We start from the raw sequence: 18480 nt of genomic DNA, 5'->3' as shown, positions 1-18480 counted from the left end.
CTAGGGGCTCTTCAGTGTGAAAAAAGCCGTGAAAAGCCAACGACCTGTAAACCTAGACCTAAGGACCATCAAGCTCCCCGTCACTGCGTACACGTCCATTCTGCACCGTATCTCCGGCGTCATCCTGTTCCTCGGCCTTGCCATCATGCTGTATGCACTGGGCAAGTCGCTGGGTTCCGAGGAAGGCTTCGGCGAGGTGAAGGCGTGTCTGACCAGCCCGCTGGCCAAGTTCGTGACCTGGGCCCTGCTGTCCGCCCTGCTGTATCACCTGGTGGCCGGTGTGCGCCACCTGATCATGGACATGGGCATCGGTGAGACGCTGGAAGGCGGCAAACTGGGCTCGAAAATCGTGATTGTCATCTCCGTGGTGGTGATCGTACTGGTGGGAGTTTGGGTATGGTAACCAACGTCACGAACCTGTCGCGTTCGGGCCTCTACGACTGGATGGCGCAGCGCGTTTCTGCGGTCGTTCTCGCGGCTTACTTCATTTTCCTGATCGGCTACGTGGTCGCTCACCCCGGTATCGACTACGCCCAGTGGCATGGTCTGTTCTCCAACAACGCGATGCGGATCTTCAGTCTGCTGGCCCTCGTTGCCCTCGGCGCTCACGCCTGGGTCGGCATGTGGACCATTGCCACCGACTACCTGACGCCTATGTCGTTCGGCAAGTCGGCAACTGCGATTCGTTTCCTGTTCCAGGCGGTATGCGGCGTTGCGATGTTCGCTTACTTCGTCTGGGGTGTGCAGATTCTCTGGGGTATCTGATCCATGGCTAGCATTCCAACCATTTCCTTCGACGCCATCATCATCGGTGGCGGCGGCGCCGGCATGCGCGCAGCGCTGCAGCTGGCACAGGGCGGTCACAAGACTGCCGTGGTCACCAAGGTGTTCCCGACCCGTTCGCACACCGTATCCGCCCAGGGCGGCATCACCTGCGCCATCGCTTCGGCCGACCCGAACGACGACTGGCGCTGGCACATGTACGATACCGTCAAGGGTTCCGACTACATCGGTGACCAGGACGCTATCGAATACATGTGTCAGGAAGGCCCGGCCGCGGTCTTCGAGCTGGACCACATGGGCCTGCCGTTCTCGCGTACCGAAACCGGCCGTATCTACCAGCGTCCGTTCGGTGGCCAGTCCAAGGACTTCGGTAAAGGTGGCCAGGCCGCCCGTACCTGCGCCGCTTCCGACCGTACCGGTCACGCGCTGCTGCACACCCTGTACCAGGGCAACCTGAAAGCCGGCACCACCTTCCTCAACGAGTACTACGCCGTTGACCTGGTAAAAAACCAGGAAGGCGCCTTCGTTGGTGTGATCGCGATCTGCATTGAAACCGGCGAAACCCTGTACATCAAGTCCAAGGCCACCGTACTGGCCACTGGCGGTGCGGGCCGTATCTACGCCTCCACCACCAACGCCCTGATCAATACCGGCGACGGTATCGGCATGGCCCTGCGTGCCGGTGTACCCGTGCAGGACATCGAGATGTGGCAGTTCCACCCAACCGGCATCGCCGGCGCCGGTGTACTGGTCACCGAGGGTTGCCGCGGCGAGGGTGGTTACCTGATCAACGCCCACGGCGAACGTTTCATGGAGCGTTACGCGCCGAACGCCAAAGACCTGGCCGGCCGTGACGTGGTTGCCCGTTCCATGGTCAAAGAGATCATCGCCGGCAACGGCGTGGGCCCGAACAAGGACCACGTACTGCTGAAGCTGGACCACCTGGGCGAGGAAGTGCTGCACAGCCGCCTGCCAGGCATCTGCGAGCTGTCCAAGACCTTTGCCCACGTCGACCCTGTGGTCGCGCCGGTTCCGGTCGTTCCAACCTGCCACTACATGATGGGCGGCGTTGCCACCAACATTCATGGCCAGGCCATCACCATGGACGATGAAGGCAAGGATCACATCATTCCTGGCCTGTTCGCCGTAGGTGAAGTGGCGTGCGTATCGGTTCACGGTGCCAACCGCCTGGGCGGCAACTCGCTGCTCGACCTGGTGGTGTTCGGCCGTGCGGCCGGCCTGCACCTGGAGAAGGCACTGAGCGACGGCATCGAGCACCTCGACGCCAGCGACACCGATATCGATGTTGCCCTGAGCCGCCTGAACAAGCTCAACGAGCGCTCCACTGGCGAAGACGTTGCCAGCCTCAAGCGCGAGCTGCAGAGCTGCATGCAGAACTACTTCGGTGTGTTCCGTACTGGCGAGTACATGCTCAAAGGTATCGAGCAGTTGGCCGGCCTGCGCGAGCGGATTGCCAACGTCAAGATCAACGACAAGTCCCAGGCCTTCAACACCGCGCGTATCGAAGCGCTGGAGCTGCAGAACCTGCTGGAAGTTGCCGAAGCTACCGCCATCGCGGCCGAAGCCCGTAAAGAGTCCCGCGGCGCTCACGCCCGTGAAGACTTCGAAGACCGTGACGACGAAAACTGGCTGTGCCACACCCTGTACTACCCGGGTGTGAAGCGCGTTGCCAAGCGTGGCGTCAACTTTGCGCCGAAGACCGTACCGGCCTTCGAACCAAAAATCCGGACTTACTAAGGGTGGCTGCTATGTTGAAAGTCGAAGTTTATCGTTACAACCCCGACACCGACACGGCCCCCAAGATGGAGTCGTTCGACGTCGACACCGGCGGCAAGGACCTCATGGTCCTGGACGTGCTGGCGCTGATCAAGGAAAAGGACGAGGGCTTCTCGTACCGTCGCTCCTGCCGTGAAGGCGTGTGCGGTTCCGACGGCATGAACATGAACGGCAAAAACGGCCTGGCCTGCATCACCCCGCTGTCGGGCGTGGTCAAGGGCAACAAGCTGGTGCTGCGCCCGCTGCCGGGCCTGCCGGTCATTCGTGACCTGGTCGTCGACATGAGCATCTTCTACAAGCAGTACGAGAAGGTGAAGCCGTTCCTGCAGAACGACACGCCGGCCCCGGCCATCGAGCGCCTGCAGTCGCCAGAACAGCGCGAGAAGCTCGACGGCCTGTACGAGTGCATCCTGTGCGCCTGCTGCTCCACGTCCTGCCCGTCGTTCTGGTGGAACCCGGACAAGTTCCTGGGCCCAGCTGCGCTGTTGCAGGCGTACCGCTTCCTGGCCGACAGCCGTGATACCAAGACCCAGGAGCGCCTGGCGTCCCTGGATGACCCGTTCAGCGTATTCCGCTGCCGCGGGATCATGAACTGCGTAAACGTTTGCCCGAAGGGTCTGAACCCTACCAAGGCAATCGGTCACGTACGTAACATGCTGCTGCAAAGCGGCACCTGATATACCCGTTGTACCTGCAGTATGCCGAGGTGCGGGCGCTGAGCCCGCACTGAGGTAAAACCCGAGCCGGGGCTCACAAAGCCCTTGTTCATTACCTATGAAGATGAGACCAGCAGGGGCTTTCCGGGCTGGTACCCGGAAAATCAGCAGGATCCAGGTGGCGTGGTTCAGTCGCTGTTTTCGGACTTTTCCAGGTTTGCTATGGCTCTCGCCGATCAGTCCCCTAACCGAGGGTGACCAAGCATGCAAGAAAGCGTGATGCAGCGCATGTGGGAAAGCGCCCACCTTTCAGGTGGTAACGCTGCATATGTGGAAGAGCTCTACGAACTCTACCTGCACGACCCTAACGCTGTGCCAGAAGAGTGGCGCACCTACTTCCAGAAGTTGCCCGCCGACGGCAGCACCGCTACCGATGTCTCGCACTCGACGATCCGCGACCATTTCGTATTGCTGGCGAAGAACCAGCGCCGCGCCCAGCCGGTGTCTGCCGGGAGCGTGAGCAGTGAACACGAGAAGAAGCAGGTTGAAGTGCTGCGACTGATCCAGGCCTATCGGATGCGCGGCCATCAGGCTGCCAAGCTTGACCCCTTGGGGTTGTGGCAGCGTCCAGCGCCTGTAGACCTGTCGATCAATCACTACGGCTTGACCAATGCCGATCTTGATACGACCTTCCGTGCCGGCGACCTGTTCATCGGCAAAGAGGAGGCGAGCCTACGCGACATCCTCGACGCGCTCCAGAAGACATATTGTCGCACCATTGGCGCCGAGTTCACCCACATCGTCGATTCCGAGCAGCGCAGCTGGTTCCAGCAGCGTCTGGAAAGCGTGCGTGGCCGGCCCGAGTTTTCCGCTGATATCCAGTCCCACCTGCTCGAGCGTGTGACCGCTGGCGAGGGCCTGGAAAAATACCTGGGCACCAAGTACCCAGGCACCAAGCGTTTCGGCCTGGAAGGCGGCGAAAGCCTGATCCCGATGCTGGACGAGATGATCCAGCGCTCCGGTTCCTACGGCACCAAGGAAGTGGTCATCGGCATGGCCCACCGTGGCCGCCTTAACGTGCTGGTCAACACCTTCGGCAAGAACCCGCGCGAGCTGTTCGACGAGTTCGAAGGCAAGAAGATGAACGAGCTGGGCTCCGGTGACGTGAAGTATCACCAGGGCTTCTCCTCGAACGTGATGACCCCGGGTGGCGAAGTGCACCTGGCCATGGCGTTCAACCCGTCCCACCTGGAAATCGTCTCGCCGGTTGTCGAAGGTTCGGTGCGTGCCCGTCAGGACCGTCGCAACGACAGCGTGGGTGACAAGGTGCTGCCCATCTCCATCCACGGCGACGCTGCATTTGCAGGCCAGGGCGTGGTGATGGAAACCTTCCAGATGTCGCAGACCCGCGGTTTCAAGACCGGCGGCACCGTGCACATCGTGATCAACAACCAGGTGGGTTTCACCATCAGCAACCCGCTGGATGCGCGCTCTACCGAGTACGCCACCGACGTGGCCAAGATGATTCAGGCGCCAATCCTGCACGTCAACGGCGACGACCCGGAAGCGGTGCTGTTCGTGACCCAGCTGGCGGTCGACTACCGCATGCAGTTCAAGCGTGACGTGGTCATCGACCTGGTCTGCTACCGTCGCCGCGGCCACAACGAGGCTGACGAGCCGAACGGCACCCAGCCGCTGATGTACCAGCAGATCAGCAAGCAGCGCACCACCCGTGAGCTGTATGCCGAAGCGCTGATCCAGGCCGGCCGTATCGATGCCGATCGCGCCCAGGCCAAGATCGACGACTACCGCAGTGCGCTGGACAACGGCCTGCACGTGGTCAAGAGCCTGGTCAAGGAGCCGAACCGCGAGCTGTTCGTCGACTGGCGCCCTTACCTGGGCCATGCCTGGACCGCACGCCACGACACCCGCTTCGACCTCAAGACCCTGCAGGAACTGTCGGCCAAGTTGCTGGAGCTGCCTGAAGGCTTCGTGGTGCAGCGCCAGGTCGCCAAGATCTACGAAGACCGCCAGAAGATGCAGGCCGGTGGCTTGCCGATCAACTGGGGTTATGCAGAGACCATGGCCTACGCCACCCTGCAGTTCGAAGGCCACCCCATCCGCATGACCGGCCAGGACATCGGCCGCGGCACCTTCTCGCACCGGCATGCGGTGCTGCACAACCAGAAGGATGCGGGCACCTACATCCCGCTGATGAACCTGTACCCGGGCCAGCCACGTTTCGAACTGTACGATTCGTTCCTGTCCGAGGAAGCAGTACTGGCGTTCGAATACGGCTACTCCACCACCACGCCGAACGCGCTGGTGATCTGGGAAGCCCAGTTCGGCGACTTCGCCAACGGTGCGCAAGTGGTGATCGACCAGTTCATCACCAGTGGCGAGCACAAGTGGGGCCGCCTGTGCGGTCTGACCATGCTGCTGCCGCATGGCTACGAAGGGCAGGGGCCTGAGCACTCCTCGGCGCGCTTGGAGCGTTACCTGCAATTGTGCGCCGAGCAGAACATCCAGGTCTGCGTACCGACCACGCCGGCCCAGATCTACCACCTGCTGCGTCGTCAGGTCATCCGTCCGCTGCGCAAGCCGCTGATTGTGCTGACGCCCAAGTCGTTGCTGCGCCACAAGCTGGCCGTCTCGACCCTCGAAGACCTGGCCGATGGTTCGTTCCAGACCGTCATCCCGGAAATCGACACCCTCGAGCCTGCGAAGGTGGAGCGCCTGGTGCTGTGCAGCGGCAAGGTCTACTACGACCTGCTGGAAAAACGCCGCGCCGAAGGCCGCGAAGACATCGCGATCGTGCGCATCGAGCAGCTGTATCCGTTCCCTGAAGACGACCTGGTCGAGATCCTGGCGCCTTACACCAACCTCAAGCATGCGGTGTGGTGCCAGGAAGAACCGATGAACCAGGGCGCCTGGTACAGCAGCCAGCACCATATGCGTCGCATCCTCGGCCGCCATAACAAGGCACTGGCCCTGGAGTACGCGGGTCGCGATGCCTCTGCCGCACCTGCCTGTGGTTACGCTTCGAAGCACGCCGAACAGCAGGAAAAACTGCTGCAAGACGCCTTCACTGTTTAACGCCTTCGCGCACTTGAAACCGAATTTAAGGAAACACTGATAATGGCTATCGAGATCAAAGCCCCAACCTTCCCGGAATCGGTTGCCGACGGCACCGTTGCCACCTGGCACAAGCAGCCGGGCGAGGCTGTCAAGCGTGACGAACTGATCGTCGACATCGAGACCGACAAAGTCGTGCTCGAAGTGCTGGCCACCGCCGACGGCGTGCTGGGTGCCATCGTCAAGGGCGAGGGCGATACCGTCCTGTCCGACGAAGTGCTGGGTTCGATCGTTGAAGGTGGCGCCGCTGCCGCAGCGCCTGCTGCTGCCCCGGCCGCCGCCGCACCGGCCGCCGTTGCTGCCGATGCCGGTGAAGACGACCCGGTTGCTGCCCCGGCTGCGCGCAAGCTGGCCGAAGAAAACGGCATCGACCTGGCCACTGTGGCCGGTACCGGCAAAGGCGGCCGTGTGACCAAGGAAGACGTCGTTGCTGCCGTCGCCAACAAGAAGGCCGCGCCGGCCGCAGCCCCGGCTGCCAAGCCTGCTGCTGCCCCGGCACCGGTGGTGACCGCTGCTGGCGACCGCACCGAGAAGCGCGTGCCGATGACCCGCCTGCGCGCCAAGATTGCCGAGCGTCTGGTCGAAGCCCAATCCAACATGGCGATGCTGACCACCTTCAACGAAGTCGACATGACCGAAGTCATGGCCCTGCGTTCGAAGTACAAGGACCTGTTCGAGAAGACCCACAACGGCGTGCGCCTGGGCTTCATGTCGTTCTTCGTCAAGGCGGCCACCGAAGCGCTGAAACGCTTCCCGGCCGTGAACGCCTCGATCGACGGCAACGATATCGTCTACCACGGTTACGCCGACGTCGGTGTGGCGGTTTCCAGCGACCGTGGCCTGGTGGTTCCGGTACTGCGCAACGCCGAGTCGATGAGCCTGGCAGAGATCGAAAACGGCATCGCCACCTTCGGCAAGAAGGCCCGTGACGGCAAGCTGTCCATCGAAGAGATGACCGGCGGCACTTTCACCATCACCAACGGTGGTACTTTCGGCTCGATGATGTCGACCCCGATCGTCAACCCGCCGCAGGCTGCGATCCTGGGCATGCACAACATCATCCAGCGCCCGATGGCCATCAATGGCCAGGTGGTGATCCGCCCGATGATGTACCTGGCGCTGTCCTACGACCACCGCCTGATCGATGGCAAGGAAGCCGTAACCTTCCTGGTGACCATCAAGAACCTGCTGGAAGATCCGTCCCGCCTGCTGCTGGACATCTAATCGCGCAGCTGTAAGCTGCAAGCGGCAAGCTTCAAGTCGAAGCCTGCCTGTCTTGCGGCTTGCAGCGTGCCGCTTGAAGCTAACAAGGAATCTTTTATGACCCAGAAATTCGACGTGGTAGTGATTGGTGCAGGTCCTGGCGGCTACGTGGCTGCGATCAAGGCCGCCCAGCTTGGTCTGAAGACTGCCTGTATCGAGAAGTACACCGATGCCGAGGGCAAGCTGGCCCTGGGCGGCACCTGCCTGAACGTAGGGTGCATTCCTTCCAAGGCGCTGCTGGACAGCTCCTGGAAATACAAGGAAGCCAAAGAGAGCTTCAACGTACACGGTATCTCCACTGGCGAAGTGAAGATGGACGTGGCTGCGATGGTTGGCCGCAAGGCTGGCATCGTGAAGAACCTGACCGGCGGCGTCGCCACCCTGTTCAAGGCCAACGGCGTCACCTCCATCCAGGGTCACGGCAAGCTGCTGGCTGGCAAAAAGGTCGAAGTGACCAAGGCCGACGGCACCACTGAAATCGTCGAAGCCGATAACGTGATCCTGGCCTCCGGTTCTCGCCCGATCGACATTCCGCCAGCCCCGGTTGACCAGAACGTCATCGTCGACTCCACCGGCGCCCTGGAATTCCAGGCCGTACCGAAGCGCCTGGGCGTTATCGGTGCCGGTGTGATCGGCCTGGAGCTGGGCTCGGTATGGGCCCGCCTGGGTGCTGAAGTCACCGTGCTGGAAGCCCTGGACACCTTCCTGATGGCTGCCGACACGGCGGTGTCCAAGGAAGCCCAGAAGACGCTGACCAAGCAAGGCCTGGACATCAAGCTGGGTGCCCGCGTTACCGGTTCCAAGGTGAACGGCGACGAAGTCGAGGTGACCTACACCAATGCCGAAGGCGAGCAGAAGATCACCTTCGACAAGCTGATCGTTGCGGTCGGCCGTCGCCCGGTGACCACCGACCTGCTGGCCTCCGACAGCGGCGTGAACATCGATGAGCGTGGCTACATCTATGTCGACGACTACTGCGCCACCAGCGTACCGGGCGTCTACGCCATCGGCGACGTGGTGCGTGGCCTGATGCTGGCGCACAAGGCTTCGGAAGAAGGCATCATGGTGGTTGAGCGCATCAAGGGCCACAAAGCCCAGATGAACTACGACCTGATCCCTTCGGTGATCTACACCCACCCGGAAATCGCCTGGGTCGGCAAGACCGAGCAGGCCTTGAAGGCCGAAGGCGTTGAGGTTAACGTGGGCACCTTCCCGTTCGCGGCCAGCGGCCGTGCGATGGCTGCCAACGACACCGGTGGTTTCGTCAAGGTCATCGCCGATGCCAAGACCGACCGCGTACTGGGTGTTCACGTGATTGGCCCGTCGGCTGCCGAACTGGTGCAGCAGGGCGCTATCGCAATGGAATTCGGCACCAGTGCCGAGGACCTGGGCATGATGGTCTTCAGCCATCCGACCCTGTCCGAAGCGTTGCATGAAGCAGCGCTGGCCGTGAATGGCGGTGCCATTCACGTAGCCAACCGTAAGAAGCGTTAATCATAAGAAACCACGGCGGGCTGCCCGTCGTGAGTCTTGCGTGCATGACTCACCGCGGAAAGTCCGCCGGACCGGATCACATGGGATAACCCGGGGTCAACGGTCACAGGTGGTGCGGCGCCAGTGATGGCGCAGCGCCGAAGCGCAGTACCTAACGAAGACGGTAAAAAGCATGAATCTTCACGAGTATCAGGGTAAGCAGCTGTTCGCTGAGTACGGCCTGCCAGTTTCCAAGGGTTTCGCAGTCGACACCCCTGAAGCAGCGGCAGAAGCCTGCGACAAGATCGGCGGGAACGAGTGGGTTGTAAAAGCCCAGGTTCACGCGGGTGGTCGCGGCAAGGCGGGCGGCGTCAAGCTGGTTCGCAGCAAAGAAGACGCCAAGGCGTTCGCTGCACAGTGGTTGGGCAAGAATCTGGTTACCTACCAGACCGATGCCAACGGTCAACCCGTCTCCAAGATTCTGGTCGAATCCTGCACTGACATCGCCAAAGAGCTGTACCTGGGCGCTGTAGTCGATCGCTCGAGCCGCCGTATCGTGTTCATGGCCTCCACCGAAGGTGGCGTGGACATCGAGAAAGTCGCCCACGACACGCCTGAGAAAATCCTCAAGGCCACCATCGACCCGCTGGTCGGCGCTCAGCCGTTCCAGGGCCGTGAGCTGGCGTTCCAGCTGGGCCTGGAAGGCAAGCAAGTTCAACAGTTCGCCAAGATCTTCGTAGGCCTGGCCAAGCTGTTCAAGGACCATGACCTGGCCCTGCTGGAAGTGAACCCGCTGGTGATCAAGGCCGACGGCGACCTGCACTGCCTCGATGCCAAGATCAACATCGACGCCAACGCCATGTACCGTCAGCCGAAGCTGAAGACCTTCCACGACCCGTCCCAGGACGACGCCCGTGAAGCCCACGCTGCCAAGTTCGAACTGAACTACGTTGCCCTCGAAGGCAACATCGGCTGCATGGTCAACGGTGCTGGCCTGGCCATGGGTACCATGGACATCGTCAACCTGCACGGCGGCAAGCCAGCCAACTTCCTCGACGTAGGCGGTGGTGCTACCAAAGAGCGCGTTACCGAAGCGTTCAAGATCATTCTGTCCGACAGCAATGTCGCGGCCGTTCTGGTCAACATCTTCGGCGGCATCGTTCGCTGCGACATGATTGCCGAAGGCATCATCGGTGCAGTGAAGGAAGTCGGCGTCAAGGTTCCGGTCGTGGTTCGCCTTGAAGGCAACAACGCCGAACTGGGCGCTAAAGTATTGGCAGAAAGCGGTTTGAACATCATTGCTGCAACCAGCCTGACCGACGCTGCTCAACAAGTTGTCAAAGCTGCGGAGGGCAAGTAATGAGCGTCCTGATCAATAAAGACACCAAAGTCATCTGCCAGGGCTTCACCGGCTCGCAGGGTACTTTCCACTCCGAACAAGCCATTGCCTACGGCACAAAGATGGTCGGCGGCGTTACCCCGGGCAAGGGTGGCACCACCCACCTGGGCCTGCCGGTGTTCAACACCGTGAAGGAAGCCGTGGAAGCGACCGGCGCTGATGCTTCGGTCATCTACGTGCCGGCACCGTTCTGCAAGGACTCGATCCTGGAAGCAGCCTTCGGTGGCATCAAGCTGATCGTTTGCATCACCGAGGGTATTCCTACCCTCGATATGCTCGATGCCAAGGTCAAGTGCGACGAGCTGGGCGTGACCCTGATCGGCCCTAACTGCCCAGGTGTCATCACCCCGGGCGAGTGCAAGATCGGCATCATGCCAGGCCACATCCACCTGCCAGGCAAGGTCGGTATCGTTTCGCGTTCCGGCACCCTGACGTATGAAGCGGTCAAGCAGACCACCGACGCCGGCTTCGGCCAGTCGACCTGCGTGGGTATCGGTGGCGACCCGATCCCGGGCTCCAACTTCATCGACATCCTGAAGCTGTTCCAGGAAGACCCGAAGACCGAAGCGATCGTCATGATCGGTGAGATCGGCGGTTCGGCTGAAGAAGAAGCTGCGGCCTACATCAAGGCCAATGTCACCAAGCCTGTCGTTTCCTACATCGCTGGCGTGACTGCGCCGGCAGGCAAGCGCATGGGCCACGCTGGCGCCATCATTTCTGGCGGCAAGGGTACTGCGGACGAGAAATTCGCAGCCCTGCAGGACGCAGGCGTGAAAACCGTGCGTTCCCTGGCTGACATCGGCAAGGCCCTGGCCGAGCTGACTGGCTGGGAAGCCAAGAAGTAATACTGCAACACCCCCCACGCGCACAGAGGCCACCTTCGGGTGGCCTTTGTCGTTTTGGGGGCGGGCCTTATCACTGCCAGGCCAGCACAAGCCTCCCAATCGTCCCCATAGGAATTACCTTACAGACGAATATTTCAATCTGAGGATAATCCCCCCTGTCCCCGGACGCACAGACGACAAACACGTACGCACATCGGACAAGCAGCACTGTTCCAGTGCGTTTGCGCGGCAAAACGGTTAATCTACGCGCCTATTCTGTGCCCGTGCCCCAAAAGGGAACGACACGCTTAACGGGTCTGGCCTATCACGCCGGGCAGCATTTTCCTCACCCATTGGAAAGTCCCCTCTCGAACCCCGATTCCAGCAGTGTGGTACTACCTTAAATGAAAGTTCTCAAAGGCCAGGATATCCTGGCGCTTGGCTTTATGACGTTTGCGCTTTTCGTAGGCGCCGGCAACATCATCTTCCCGCCTATTGTCGGCCTGCAATCGGGCCCGCACGTCTGGATGGCCGCCTTGGGCTTCCTGGTGACGGCGGTGGGCCTGCCGGTCATCACCGTGGTCGCGTTGGCCAAGGTCGGCGGCGGTATGGATGCCCTGAGCAGCCCGATCGGCAAGTTCTTCGGTGGCCTGCTGGCCGCTGTTTGCTACCTGTCGGTCGGCCCGTTGTTCGCCACGCCGCGTACCGCGACCGTGTCGTTCGAAGTGGGCGTTGCGCCATTGACCGGTGAAAGCCCGCTGGCCCTGTTCATCTACAGCCTGGTGTATTTCGCCGTGGTACTGGCCGTGTCCATGTACCCGGGCAAGCTGCTTGATACCGTGGGGCGTTTCCTTGCGCCACTGAAGATCATTGCCCTGGCGGTACTGGGCATCGCCGCGTTCGCGCTGCCAGCCGGTACCATCGGTGAAGCGCAGCCGGCCTACGCCGCCGCCGCGTTCTCCAAGGGGTTCTCTGATGGTTACCTGACCATGGATACCTTGGGTGCCCTGGTGTTCGGCATCGTCATCGTCAACGCCATCCGTTCACGCGGCGTCGAGTCGCCTAAGCTGATCACCCGCTACGCCATCATCGCCGGCCTGATTGCCGGTGTCGGCCTGGCCCTGGTGTACATCAGCCTGTTCCGCCTGGGCGCCGGCAGCCATGAAATTGCCGCGGGCGCCAGCAACGGTGCGGCGGTACTGCATGCCTACGTACAGCACACCTTCGGCTCGCTGGGCAGCGGCTTCCTTGCCGTGCTGATCGCCCTGGCGTGCCTGGTGACAGCCGTCGGCCTGACGTGCGCGTGTGCCGAATACTTCAGCCAGATGCTGCCGTTGTCGTACCGTGCGCTGGTGGTGATTCTGGCTGGTTTCTCGCTGCTGGTGTCGAACCTGGGGCTGACCAAGCTGATCATGTTCTCCATCCCTGTGCTCACGGCCATCTACCCGCCGTGCATCGTGGTGGTGGGCTTGAGCTTCGTGAAGGACCTGTGGAACTCGCCGACGCGTATCCTGGCCCCGGTAATGCTGGTATCGCTGCTGTTCGGCATGGTTGATGCCATCAAGGGCAGCAGCGCGGCCCATGTGTTGCCCGACTTCATGGCCAACCTGCCACTCAGCGATCAAGGCCTTGCCTGGCTGGTACCTTCGGTCGTTACCCTGGTGGGTGCTGTGGTGTGCGACCGCATGTTGGGCAAGCCTCGCGAGGCCCTGGCGTGATGTGTTGAAGCCCGCTGGCGGCATGGGCCAAAAGCCTGAACCTGCCGCCTCGGTATCAAACACCCAAGCCCCGTATCCGCAAGGATGCGGGGCTTTTGTTTGGCTGTAGGGTGAGTGCGCGTGTTTTTCGCTGTCGCCCTGTGCCTTTTGCCGCTTGCCAGCGTCGAAATGCGGTCCCTATCCTTTTGGCACCTGGCATTTCGGGAACCCGGCATGACTTTCATTTCAAGCAATTTGAACAACCTCCTGGCGGCCTGCTGGTTTGTGCTGTGCTGGGGCGGCTACACACGCTATGCCCTCTGGAAGGGGCGGGACACCGCGTGCCTTGCCAGTGTGTTGCACCTGTACCGTGAAGACTGGATGCGCCGCATGTTGTTGCGTGACAACCGTATTGCCGATGCCAGCGTGATCGGCAACCTTGAGCGCAACGCCTCGTTCTTCGCCTCCAGCACCCTGATCATCCTCGCCGGCATCCTGACGGTGCTGGGCGCGTCCGACCGAGCCCTGTCGCTGCTCGCTGACTTGCCCCTGGTTCAGCAGGCCTCCCAAGGGATGTCGGAAATCAAGTTGCTGTGCCTGGCGACGGTGTTCGTGTATGCCTTTTTCACCTTCAGCTGGTGCATGCGGCAGTACAACTTCGCCGCGGTGCTGGTGGGCTCGGCACCCATGATCGGCGAACGCCAGGTCAATGAAATGGAGCGCAAGGCGTTTGCCGCGCGTGCGGCGCGGGTGCTGTCGCTGGCTGCCAACCAATTCAACTTCGGCCTGCGGTCGTATTATTTCGGCATGGCGATGTTGAGCTGGTTCATCAGCCCGTGGTTGTTCATGGGTATTAGCGTGGGGGTGGTGTTAATTCTGTATCGCCGCGAGTTCCATTCCGATGTACTGGACGTGATGGTATTTACGCCCACGGAAAGTTCAGCGACCGAAGTACCCGGGCAGCGTTCAAATGTGAATGACTGAAACGGTTAGCCTAATAATTTCAGGCATAAAAAAACCCGACAATGTCGGGTTTTTTTTACGGCGCGATTACTGCTTGGCAGGTTCGGCCGGAACAGTGGTCGCCGGGGTGGCCGGAGCGGCCTCTTCAGCAGCCTTCTGGTTGGCTTCGGCCTGGTCTTTGGCGGCTTCGGCGTTTTCCTTGGCAGCGTCGTTCATCTTGTCCTGAGCATCACCCATTTTTTCCTGGGCTTGTTCACGGTGTTCTTGTGCGTCCTGGGCTTTGTCTTCGCTCGCTTTATCGCAAGCGGCCAGGCCCATGGCAGCAGCCAGCATCAGAGCAAAAGCAAATGGTTTACGCATGGGGGTGTTTCTCCTTGGTGGAATAAGTTGGCTTGTTCCTTCGAGTGGGGCCTTCTGAAATAAGTTCCACGGTAATTTCACAGGTATAAACATGTTTTTGAGGTGCAGGCACTTCTACTCTCTAAAGGGTCCTGCCATGGCGCGCGGGGGTGGGCGCCTCGCTCCCCTGGCGCAGGTGCATTCAAGGTTCGCACCGCAAAAGCCCTTGAAATCATCCGGGCAGCCCCCATCTGCATGTCATCCGCCGCCAACGCAGCCAACCGGGCCGCTTGGCGACTACTGCCATCAGATCGGAGTGTGACGACCATGAGTGTGGAGACTCAAAAAGAAACCCTGGGCTTCCAGACCGAGGTGAAGCAGCTGCTGCACCTCATGATTCATTCCCTGTACTCGAACAAGGAGATCTTCCTGCGTGAATTGATCTCCAACGCCTCCGATGCGGCCGACAAGCTGCGTTTCGAAGCACTGGCCAAGCCCGAGCTGTTCGAAAACGATGCCGACCTGAGGATCCGCCTGAGCTTCGACAAAGACGCCGGCACTGTCACCCTTGAGGACAACGGCATCGGCATGAGCCGTGAAGATGTCATCACGCACCTGGGCACCATCGCCAAGTCGGGCACTGCCGACTTCATGAAGAACCTCACCGGTGACCAGAAGAAGGACTCGCACCTGATCGGTCAGTTTGGCGTTGGCTTCTACTCGGCGTTCATTGTTGCCGACCAGGTCGATGTCTACAGCCGCCGCGCTGGCCAACCGGCCAGCGAAGGTGTGCACTGGTCCTCGAAGGGCGAGGGCGACTTTGAAGTGGCCACCGTCGACAAGCCAGAGCGCGGCACCCGCATCGTCCTGCACCTGAAGAAGGACGAGCAGGAGTTCGCCGATGGCTGGCGCCTGCGCAACGTGGTCAAGAAGTACTCCGACCATATCGCGCTGCCAATCCAGCTGCCCAAGGAGCAGGCGGCGGCCGAAGGCGAAGAGCAGCCGGCTGAAGAGTGGGAAACCGTCAACCGTGCCAGCGCCCTGTGGACCCGTCCGCGTACCGAGATCAAGGACGAGGAGTACCAGGAATTCTACAAGCACATCGGCCACGACTTCGAAAACCCGCTGGCCTGGAGCCACAACAAGGTTGAAGGCAAGCTCGAGTACAACTCGCTGCTGTACGTGCCGGCCCGTGCGCCGTTCGACCTGTACCAGCGTGAAGCGCCCCGCGGCCTGAAACTGTACGTACAGCGTGTGTTCATCATGGACCAGGCCGAATCGTTCCTGCCGCTGTACCTGCGCTTCATCAAAGGTGTGGTCGACTCCAACGACCTGTCGCTGAACGTGTCGCGTGAAATTCTGCAGAAAGACCCGATCATCGACTCGATGAAGACGGCCCTGACCAAGCGCGTGCTGGACATGCTGGAAAAACTGGCCAAGAACGAGCCTGAGCAGTACAAGGGCTTCTGGAAAAACTTCGGGCAGGTGCTCAAGGAAGGCCCGGCCGAAGATTTCGCCAACAAGGAGAAAATCGCCGGCCTGCTGCGCTTTGCCTCCACCCATGACGAAAGCGGCGAGCAGAGCGTCAGCCTTGCCGATTACCTGGCGCGTGCCAAAGACGGCCAGGACAAAGTCTACTACCTCACCGGCGAATCCTACGCGCAGGTCAAGAACAGCCCACACCTTGAGGTCTTCCGCAAGAAAGGCATCGAAGTGCTGCTGCTGACCGACCGCATCGATGAGTGGCTGATGAGCTACCTCACCGAATTCGATGGCAAGGCGTTCGTCGATGTGGCCCGTGGTGACCTGGACTTGGGCAAGCTGGATTCGGAAGAAGACAAAAAGGCCCAGGAAGAAGTCGCCAAAGACAAGGAAGGCCTGGTGGAGCGCCTGAAAGCTGCCCTGGGTGAAAGCGTGGCCGAGGTGCGGGTATCCCACCGCCTGACGGACTCGCCGGCAATCCTGGCGATCGGAGAACAGGACCTGGGCCTGCAAATGCGCCAGATTCTGGAAGCCAGCGGCCAGAAAGTGCCAGATTCCAAGCCGATCTTCGAATTCAACCCGACACACCCGCTGATCGAGAAGCTCGACCACGAACAGAGCGAGGACCGTTTCGCCGAGTTGTCGCACATCCTGTTCGATCAGGCCGCGCTTGCCGCGGGTGACAGCCTGAAGGACCCTGCCGCCTATGTACGGCGCCTGAACAAGCTGCTGGTCGAATTGTCTGCTTGAATTGATGCATGGCAAAGCCCGCTTCGGCGGGCTTTTTTCATGGTGCACGCCTGAGGAGTAAAGGATGAGCAAGGTAATCGTCGAGTCGCTGGTGTATCACCTGGCCGGCAAAACCTACGAAAGCCGCCTGGTGTATGAGCCGGGCGCCCTGGGCCGCCCAGGGCTGGTGATGGCGCCGAACTGGATGGGCATTGCCGAAGGGGCTGAGCGCATCGCCAAGGAGGTGGCTGAGCAGGGCTACGTGGTGCTGCTCGCGGACCTGTACGGCCAGTCGATTCGCCCGTCGAATGCCGACGAGGCAGGGGCTGCAATGATGCCGCTGAAAAATGACCGGGCCGAGCTGCGCAAGCGCATGCAGGAGGCGTTGGCGCAGCTACTGGGGCAATCCAAGGCGTTGCTGGCACCTGGCAAGGCCGCCACGTTCGGCTTCTGTTTTGGCGGTTGCTGTGCGCTGGAGTTGGCGCGCTCAGGCGCCGATTTGCGTGCTGCGGTGTCGTTCCACGGCACCCTCGACACCCCCAACCCGGATGACGCAAAGAACATCAAGGGCTCGGTGCTGGTGTTGCACGGTGCATCAGACCCGCTGGTACCTAAGGAACAGTTGCCTGCGTTCGAGGCGGAAATGGATGCAGCCAAGGTGGACTGGCAACTGCTGAGCTATGGCGGTGCGGTTCATTCTTTCACTGACCCGGGCGCCAACGTGCCAGGCAAGATGCAATATGACAGGCGCACCGCCGAGCGGGCGTTCCGGTCGATGCATAATCTGCTGAGTGAAGTGTTCCACCCCTAGTGCACGGGCTTGTAGGAGGGGCGCGCTGAACCGTCCCGCCTGCTGGCGGGTCTATTCGGTTCGTCCCCGTACAAGGAAGCTGACCATGAACGCCAAAGCGCTGGCCTGCGCCGTTGTAGCTGCCTGGCTATGCCAGGCGGCACAGGCCCGTGAGTACCGCTACAGCGATGCTCACCTGCATTATGTGGATTTCTTCCAGGAAACCGAGGGCATGCCGGCGCTGCTCAAGGCCATGGATGCCGCAGATATCGACCAATCGATGATTTCCGGCATTCCGGTTGCCAAGAAATGGCACGAGGACGAGCCCAAGCGGCCACGCTATTACGCCGGCGATGACGCCGATGCCTACTGGTACAGTGCCACGGACACCTACGTGGCAGCCGCCATCCAGAAACTGCCCCCTGAACAGCGTCAGCGCTTTCATCCCTTTCTGACCGGTATCAACCCGGTCGACAAGAATGCCGTGAGCCACATCGAGCGCATGCTCGACCTGTACCCAGGCTTGTGGCAGGGCATCGGCGAAGTGTTCACCCGCCATGACGACCTGACCGCGCTGACCAGTGGCGAGACGCCGCGGGCCAATAACGAGGCCATGACGCGCATCTATCACCTGGCCGCCGAGCGCGACCTGCCGGTACTGCTGCACTCGAACATCACCTCCAAGCGCGAGCGTAACCCGTTGTACCTGGCGGAGATCGAGGAGCCCCTGCGCGATCACCCCCACACACGCTTCATCTGGGCCCATGCCGGCAGCAGCATGGAGATCCACCGGCATCAGACCCGCATGGACTTCTTGCTCCCCGTACTGACCCGGCTGCTGGAGGATTACCCCAACCTCTATGTGGACCTGTCCTGGAGCGTGCTTGAGCCTTACCTGCTGGATGAGCAGGGCAAGCCGCAGCAGCCATGGCTGGCGCTGGTGCAGAAATACCCCGACCGGTTCATGCTGGGGTCGAATGTAGTCGGGCGGTTCGGGAGCCTTGGCGAGCAGATGCACGGGTTCAAACCGTTTCTGGACGCGTTGCCCGAACCTGTGGCCAACAAGGTCGCGCGCGATAACTTTCTGGCGGTGTTACCCAAGCCCAAGTAAACGCCTGAAAACAAAAACGCCCCGAACCAGTCGGGGCGT

The 18480-nt window shown here is 61.0% G+C and carries 15 protein-coding genes; 14 read left to right on the top strand and 1 reads right to left on the bottom strand.

Annotation, left to right across the window (positions count from 1 at the left end):
• Positions 1-16: 16 nt before the first annotated feature.
• The 11 genes from sdhC to IAE36_RS03610 all read left to right on the top strand — a co-directional run bounded on the left by sdhC (position 17) and on the right by IAE36_RS03610 (position 14011).
• Positions 17-403, top strand: a complete 387-nt coding sequence (sdhC, locus tag IAE36_RS03660; RefSeq protein ID WP_174435875.1) for a succinate dehydrogenase, cytochrome b556 subunit — start codon at positions 17-19, stop codon at positions 401-403.
• Positions 397-765 (top strand): succinate dehydrogenase, hydrophobic membrane anchor protein, encoded by a 369-nt coding sequence (sdhD, locus tag IAE36_RS03655; protein ID WP_028632220.1) that lies wholly within the window; start codon positions 397-399, stop codon positions 763-765. The genes sdhC and sdhD overlap by 7 nt, the downstream gene beginning before the upstream one ends.
• Positions 766-768: 3 nt before the next feature.
• Positions 769-2541, top strand: coding sequence for a succinate dehydrogenase flavoprotein subunit (gene sdhA / locus IAE36_RS03650; protein WP_028632221.1), 1773 nt, complete (start codon positions 769-771; stop codon positions 2539-2541).
• Positions 2542-2552: 11 nt separating this feature from the next.
• A complete protein-coding gene (locus IAE36_RS03645) occupies positions 2553-3257 on the top strand; it encodes a succinate dehydrogenase iron-sulfur subunit (RefSeq protein ID WP_028632222.1) in 705 nt (234 codons plus the stop codon).
• A gap of 243 nt (positions 3258-3500) precedes the next feature.
• Positions 3501-6332, top strand: a complete 2832-nt coding sequence (locus tag IAE36_RS03640) for a 2-oxoglutarate dehydrogenase E1 component (protein WP_201162982.1) — start codon at positions 3501-3503, stop codon at positions 6330-6332.
• 42 nt (positions 6333-6374) lie between these two features.
• Entirely contained in the window at positions 6375-7595 is a 1221-nt protein-coding gene (gene odhB / locus IAE36_RS03635; RefSeq protein WP_201162981.1) for a 2-oxoglutarate dehydrogenase complex dihydrolipoyllysine-residue succinyltransferase, read from the top strand.
• 96 nt (positions 7596-7691) lie between these two features.
• Positions 7692-9128 (top strand): dihydrolipoyl dehydrogenase, encoded by a 1437-nt coding sequence (lpdA, locus tag IAE36_RS03630; protein ID WP_028632225.1) that lies wholly within the window; start codon positions 7692-7694, stop codon positions 9126-9128.
• 172 nt (positions 9129-9300) lie between these two features.
• Positions 9301-10467, top strand: coding sequence for an ADP-forming succinate--CoA ligase subunit beta (gene sucC, locus IAE36_RS03625; RefSeq protein ID WP_028632226.1), 1167 nt, complete (start codon positions 9301-9303; stop codon positions 10465-10467).
• Positions 10467-11351 carry a succinate--CoA ligase subunit alpha gene (gene sucD / locus IAE36_RS03620; RefSeq protein ID WP_016393102.1) on the top strand — a complete coding sequence of 295 codons (885 nt, stop codon included), beginning with the start codon at positions 10467-10469 and terminating at the stop codon, positions 11349-11351. Before sucC ends, sucD begins: the two co-directional genes overlap by 1 nt.
• A gap of 383 nt (positions 11352-11734) precedes the next feature.
• Complete coding sequence (gene brnQ, locus IAE36_RS03615; RefSeq protein ID WP_028632227.1) at positions 11735-13048, top strand: branched-chain amino acid transport system II carrier protein; 1314 nt, start codon at positions 11735-11737, stop codon at positions 13046-13048.
• A 213-nt stretch (positions 13049-13261) separates the two neighbouring features.
• Entirely contained in the window at positions 13262-14011 is a 750-nt protein-coding gene (locus IAE36_RS03610; RefSeq protein WP_028632228.1) for a DUF599 domain-containing protein, read from the top strand.
• 66 nt (positions 14012-14077) lie between these two features.
• On the opposite strand, the gene IAE36_RS03605 is transcribed toward IAE36_RS03610, so the two are convergent.
• Positions 14078-14350, bottom strand: coding sequence for a hypothetical protein (locus IAE36_RS03605; RefSeq protein WP_028632229.1), 273 nt, complete (start codon positions 14348-14350; stop codon positions 14078-14080).
• Between the two features lie 306 nt (positions 14351-14656).
• Here IAE36_RS03605 and htpG point away from each other — a divergent pair, with 306 nt between their 5' ends.
• From htpG to IAE36_RS03590, 3 genes are all read left to right on the top strand, one after another.
• Positions 14657-16561 (top strand): molecular chaperone HtpG, encoded by a 1905-nt coding sequence (gene htpG, locus IAE36_RS03600; RefSeq protein ID WP_201210243.1) that lies wholly within the window; start codon positions 14657-14659, stop codon positions 16559-16561.
• A 64-nt stretch (positions 16562-16625) separates the two neighbouring features.
• The gene (locus tag IAE36_RS03595; protein WP_201210241.1) at positions 16626-17351 is read left to right on the top strand and encodes a dienelactone hydrolase family protein; all 726 of its coding nucleotides are present in this window, start codon (positions 16626-16628) and stop codon (positions 17349-17351) included.
• 85 nt (positions 17352-17436) lie between these two features.
• On the top strand, positions 17437-18441 hold the full coding sequence (locus IAE36_RS03590) for an amidohydrolase family protein (RefSeq protein WP_201210239.1): 1005 nt from the start codon (positions 17437-17439) through the stop codon (positions 18439-18441).
• Positions 18442-18480: the final 39 nt, after the last annotated feature.

This window comes from Pseudomonas sp. S36 (genome assembly GCF_016647875.1).
Taxonomy (GTDB): Bacteria; Pseudomonadota; Gammaproteobacteria; order Pseudomonadales; family Pseudomonadaceae; genus Aquipseudomonas; species Aquipseudomonas parafulva.
The sequence above is the reverse complement of the archived record's forward strand: the minus strand, read 5'-3'. Positions and strand labels throughout refer to the sequence as shown.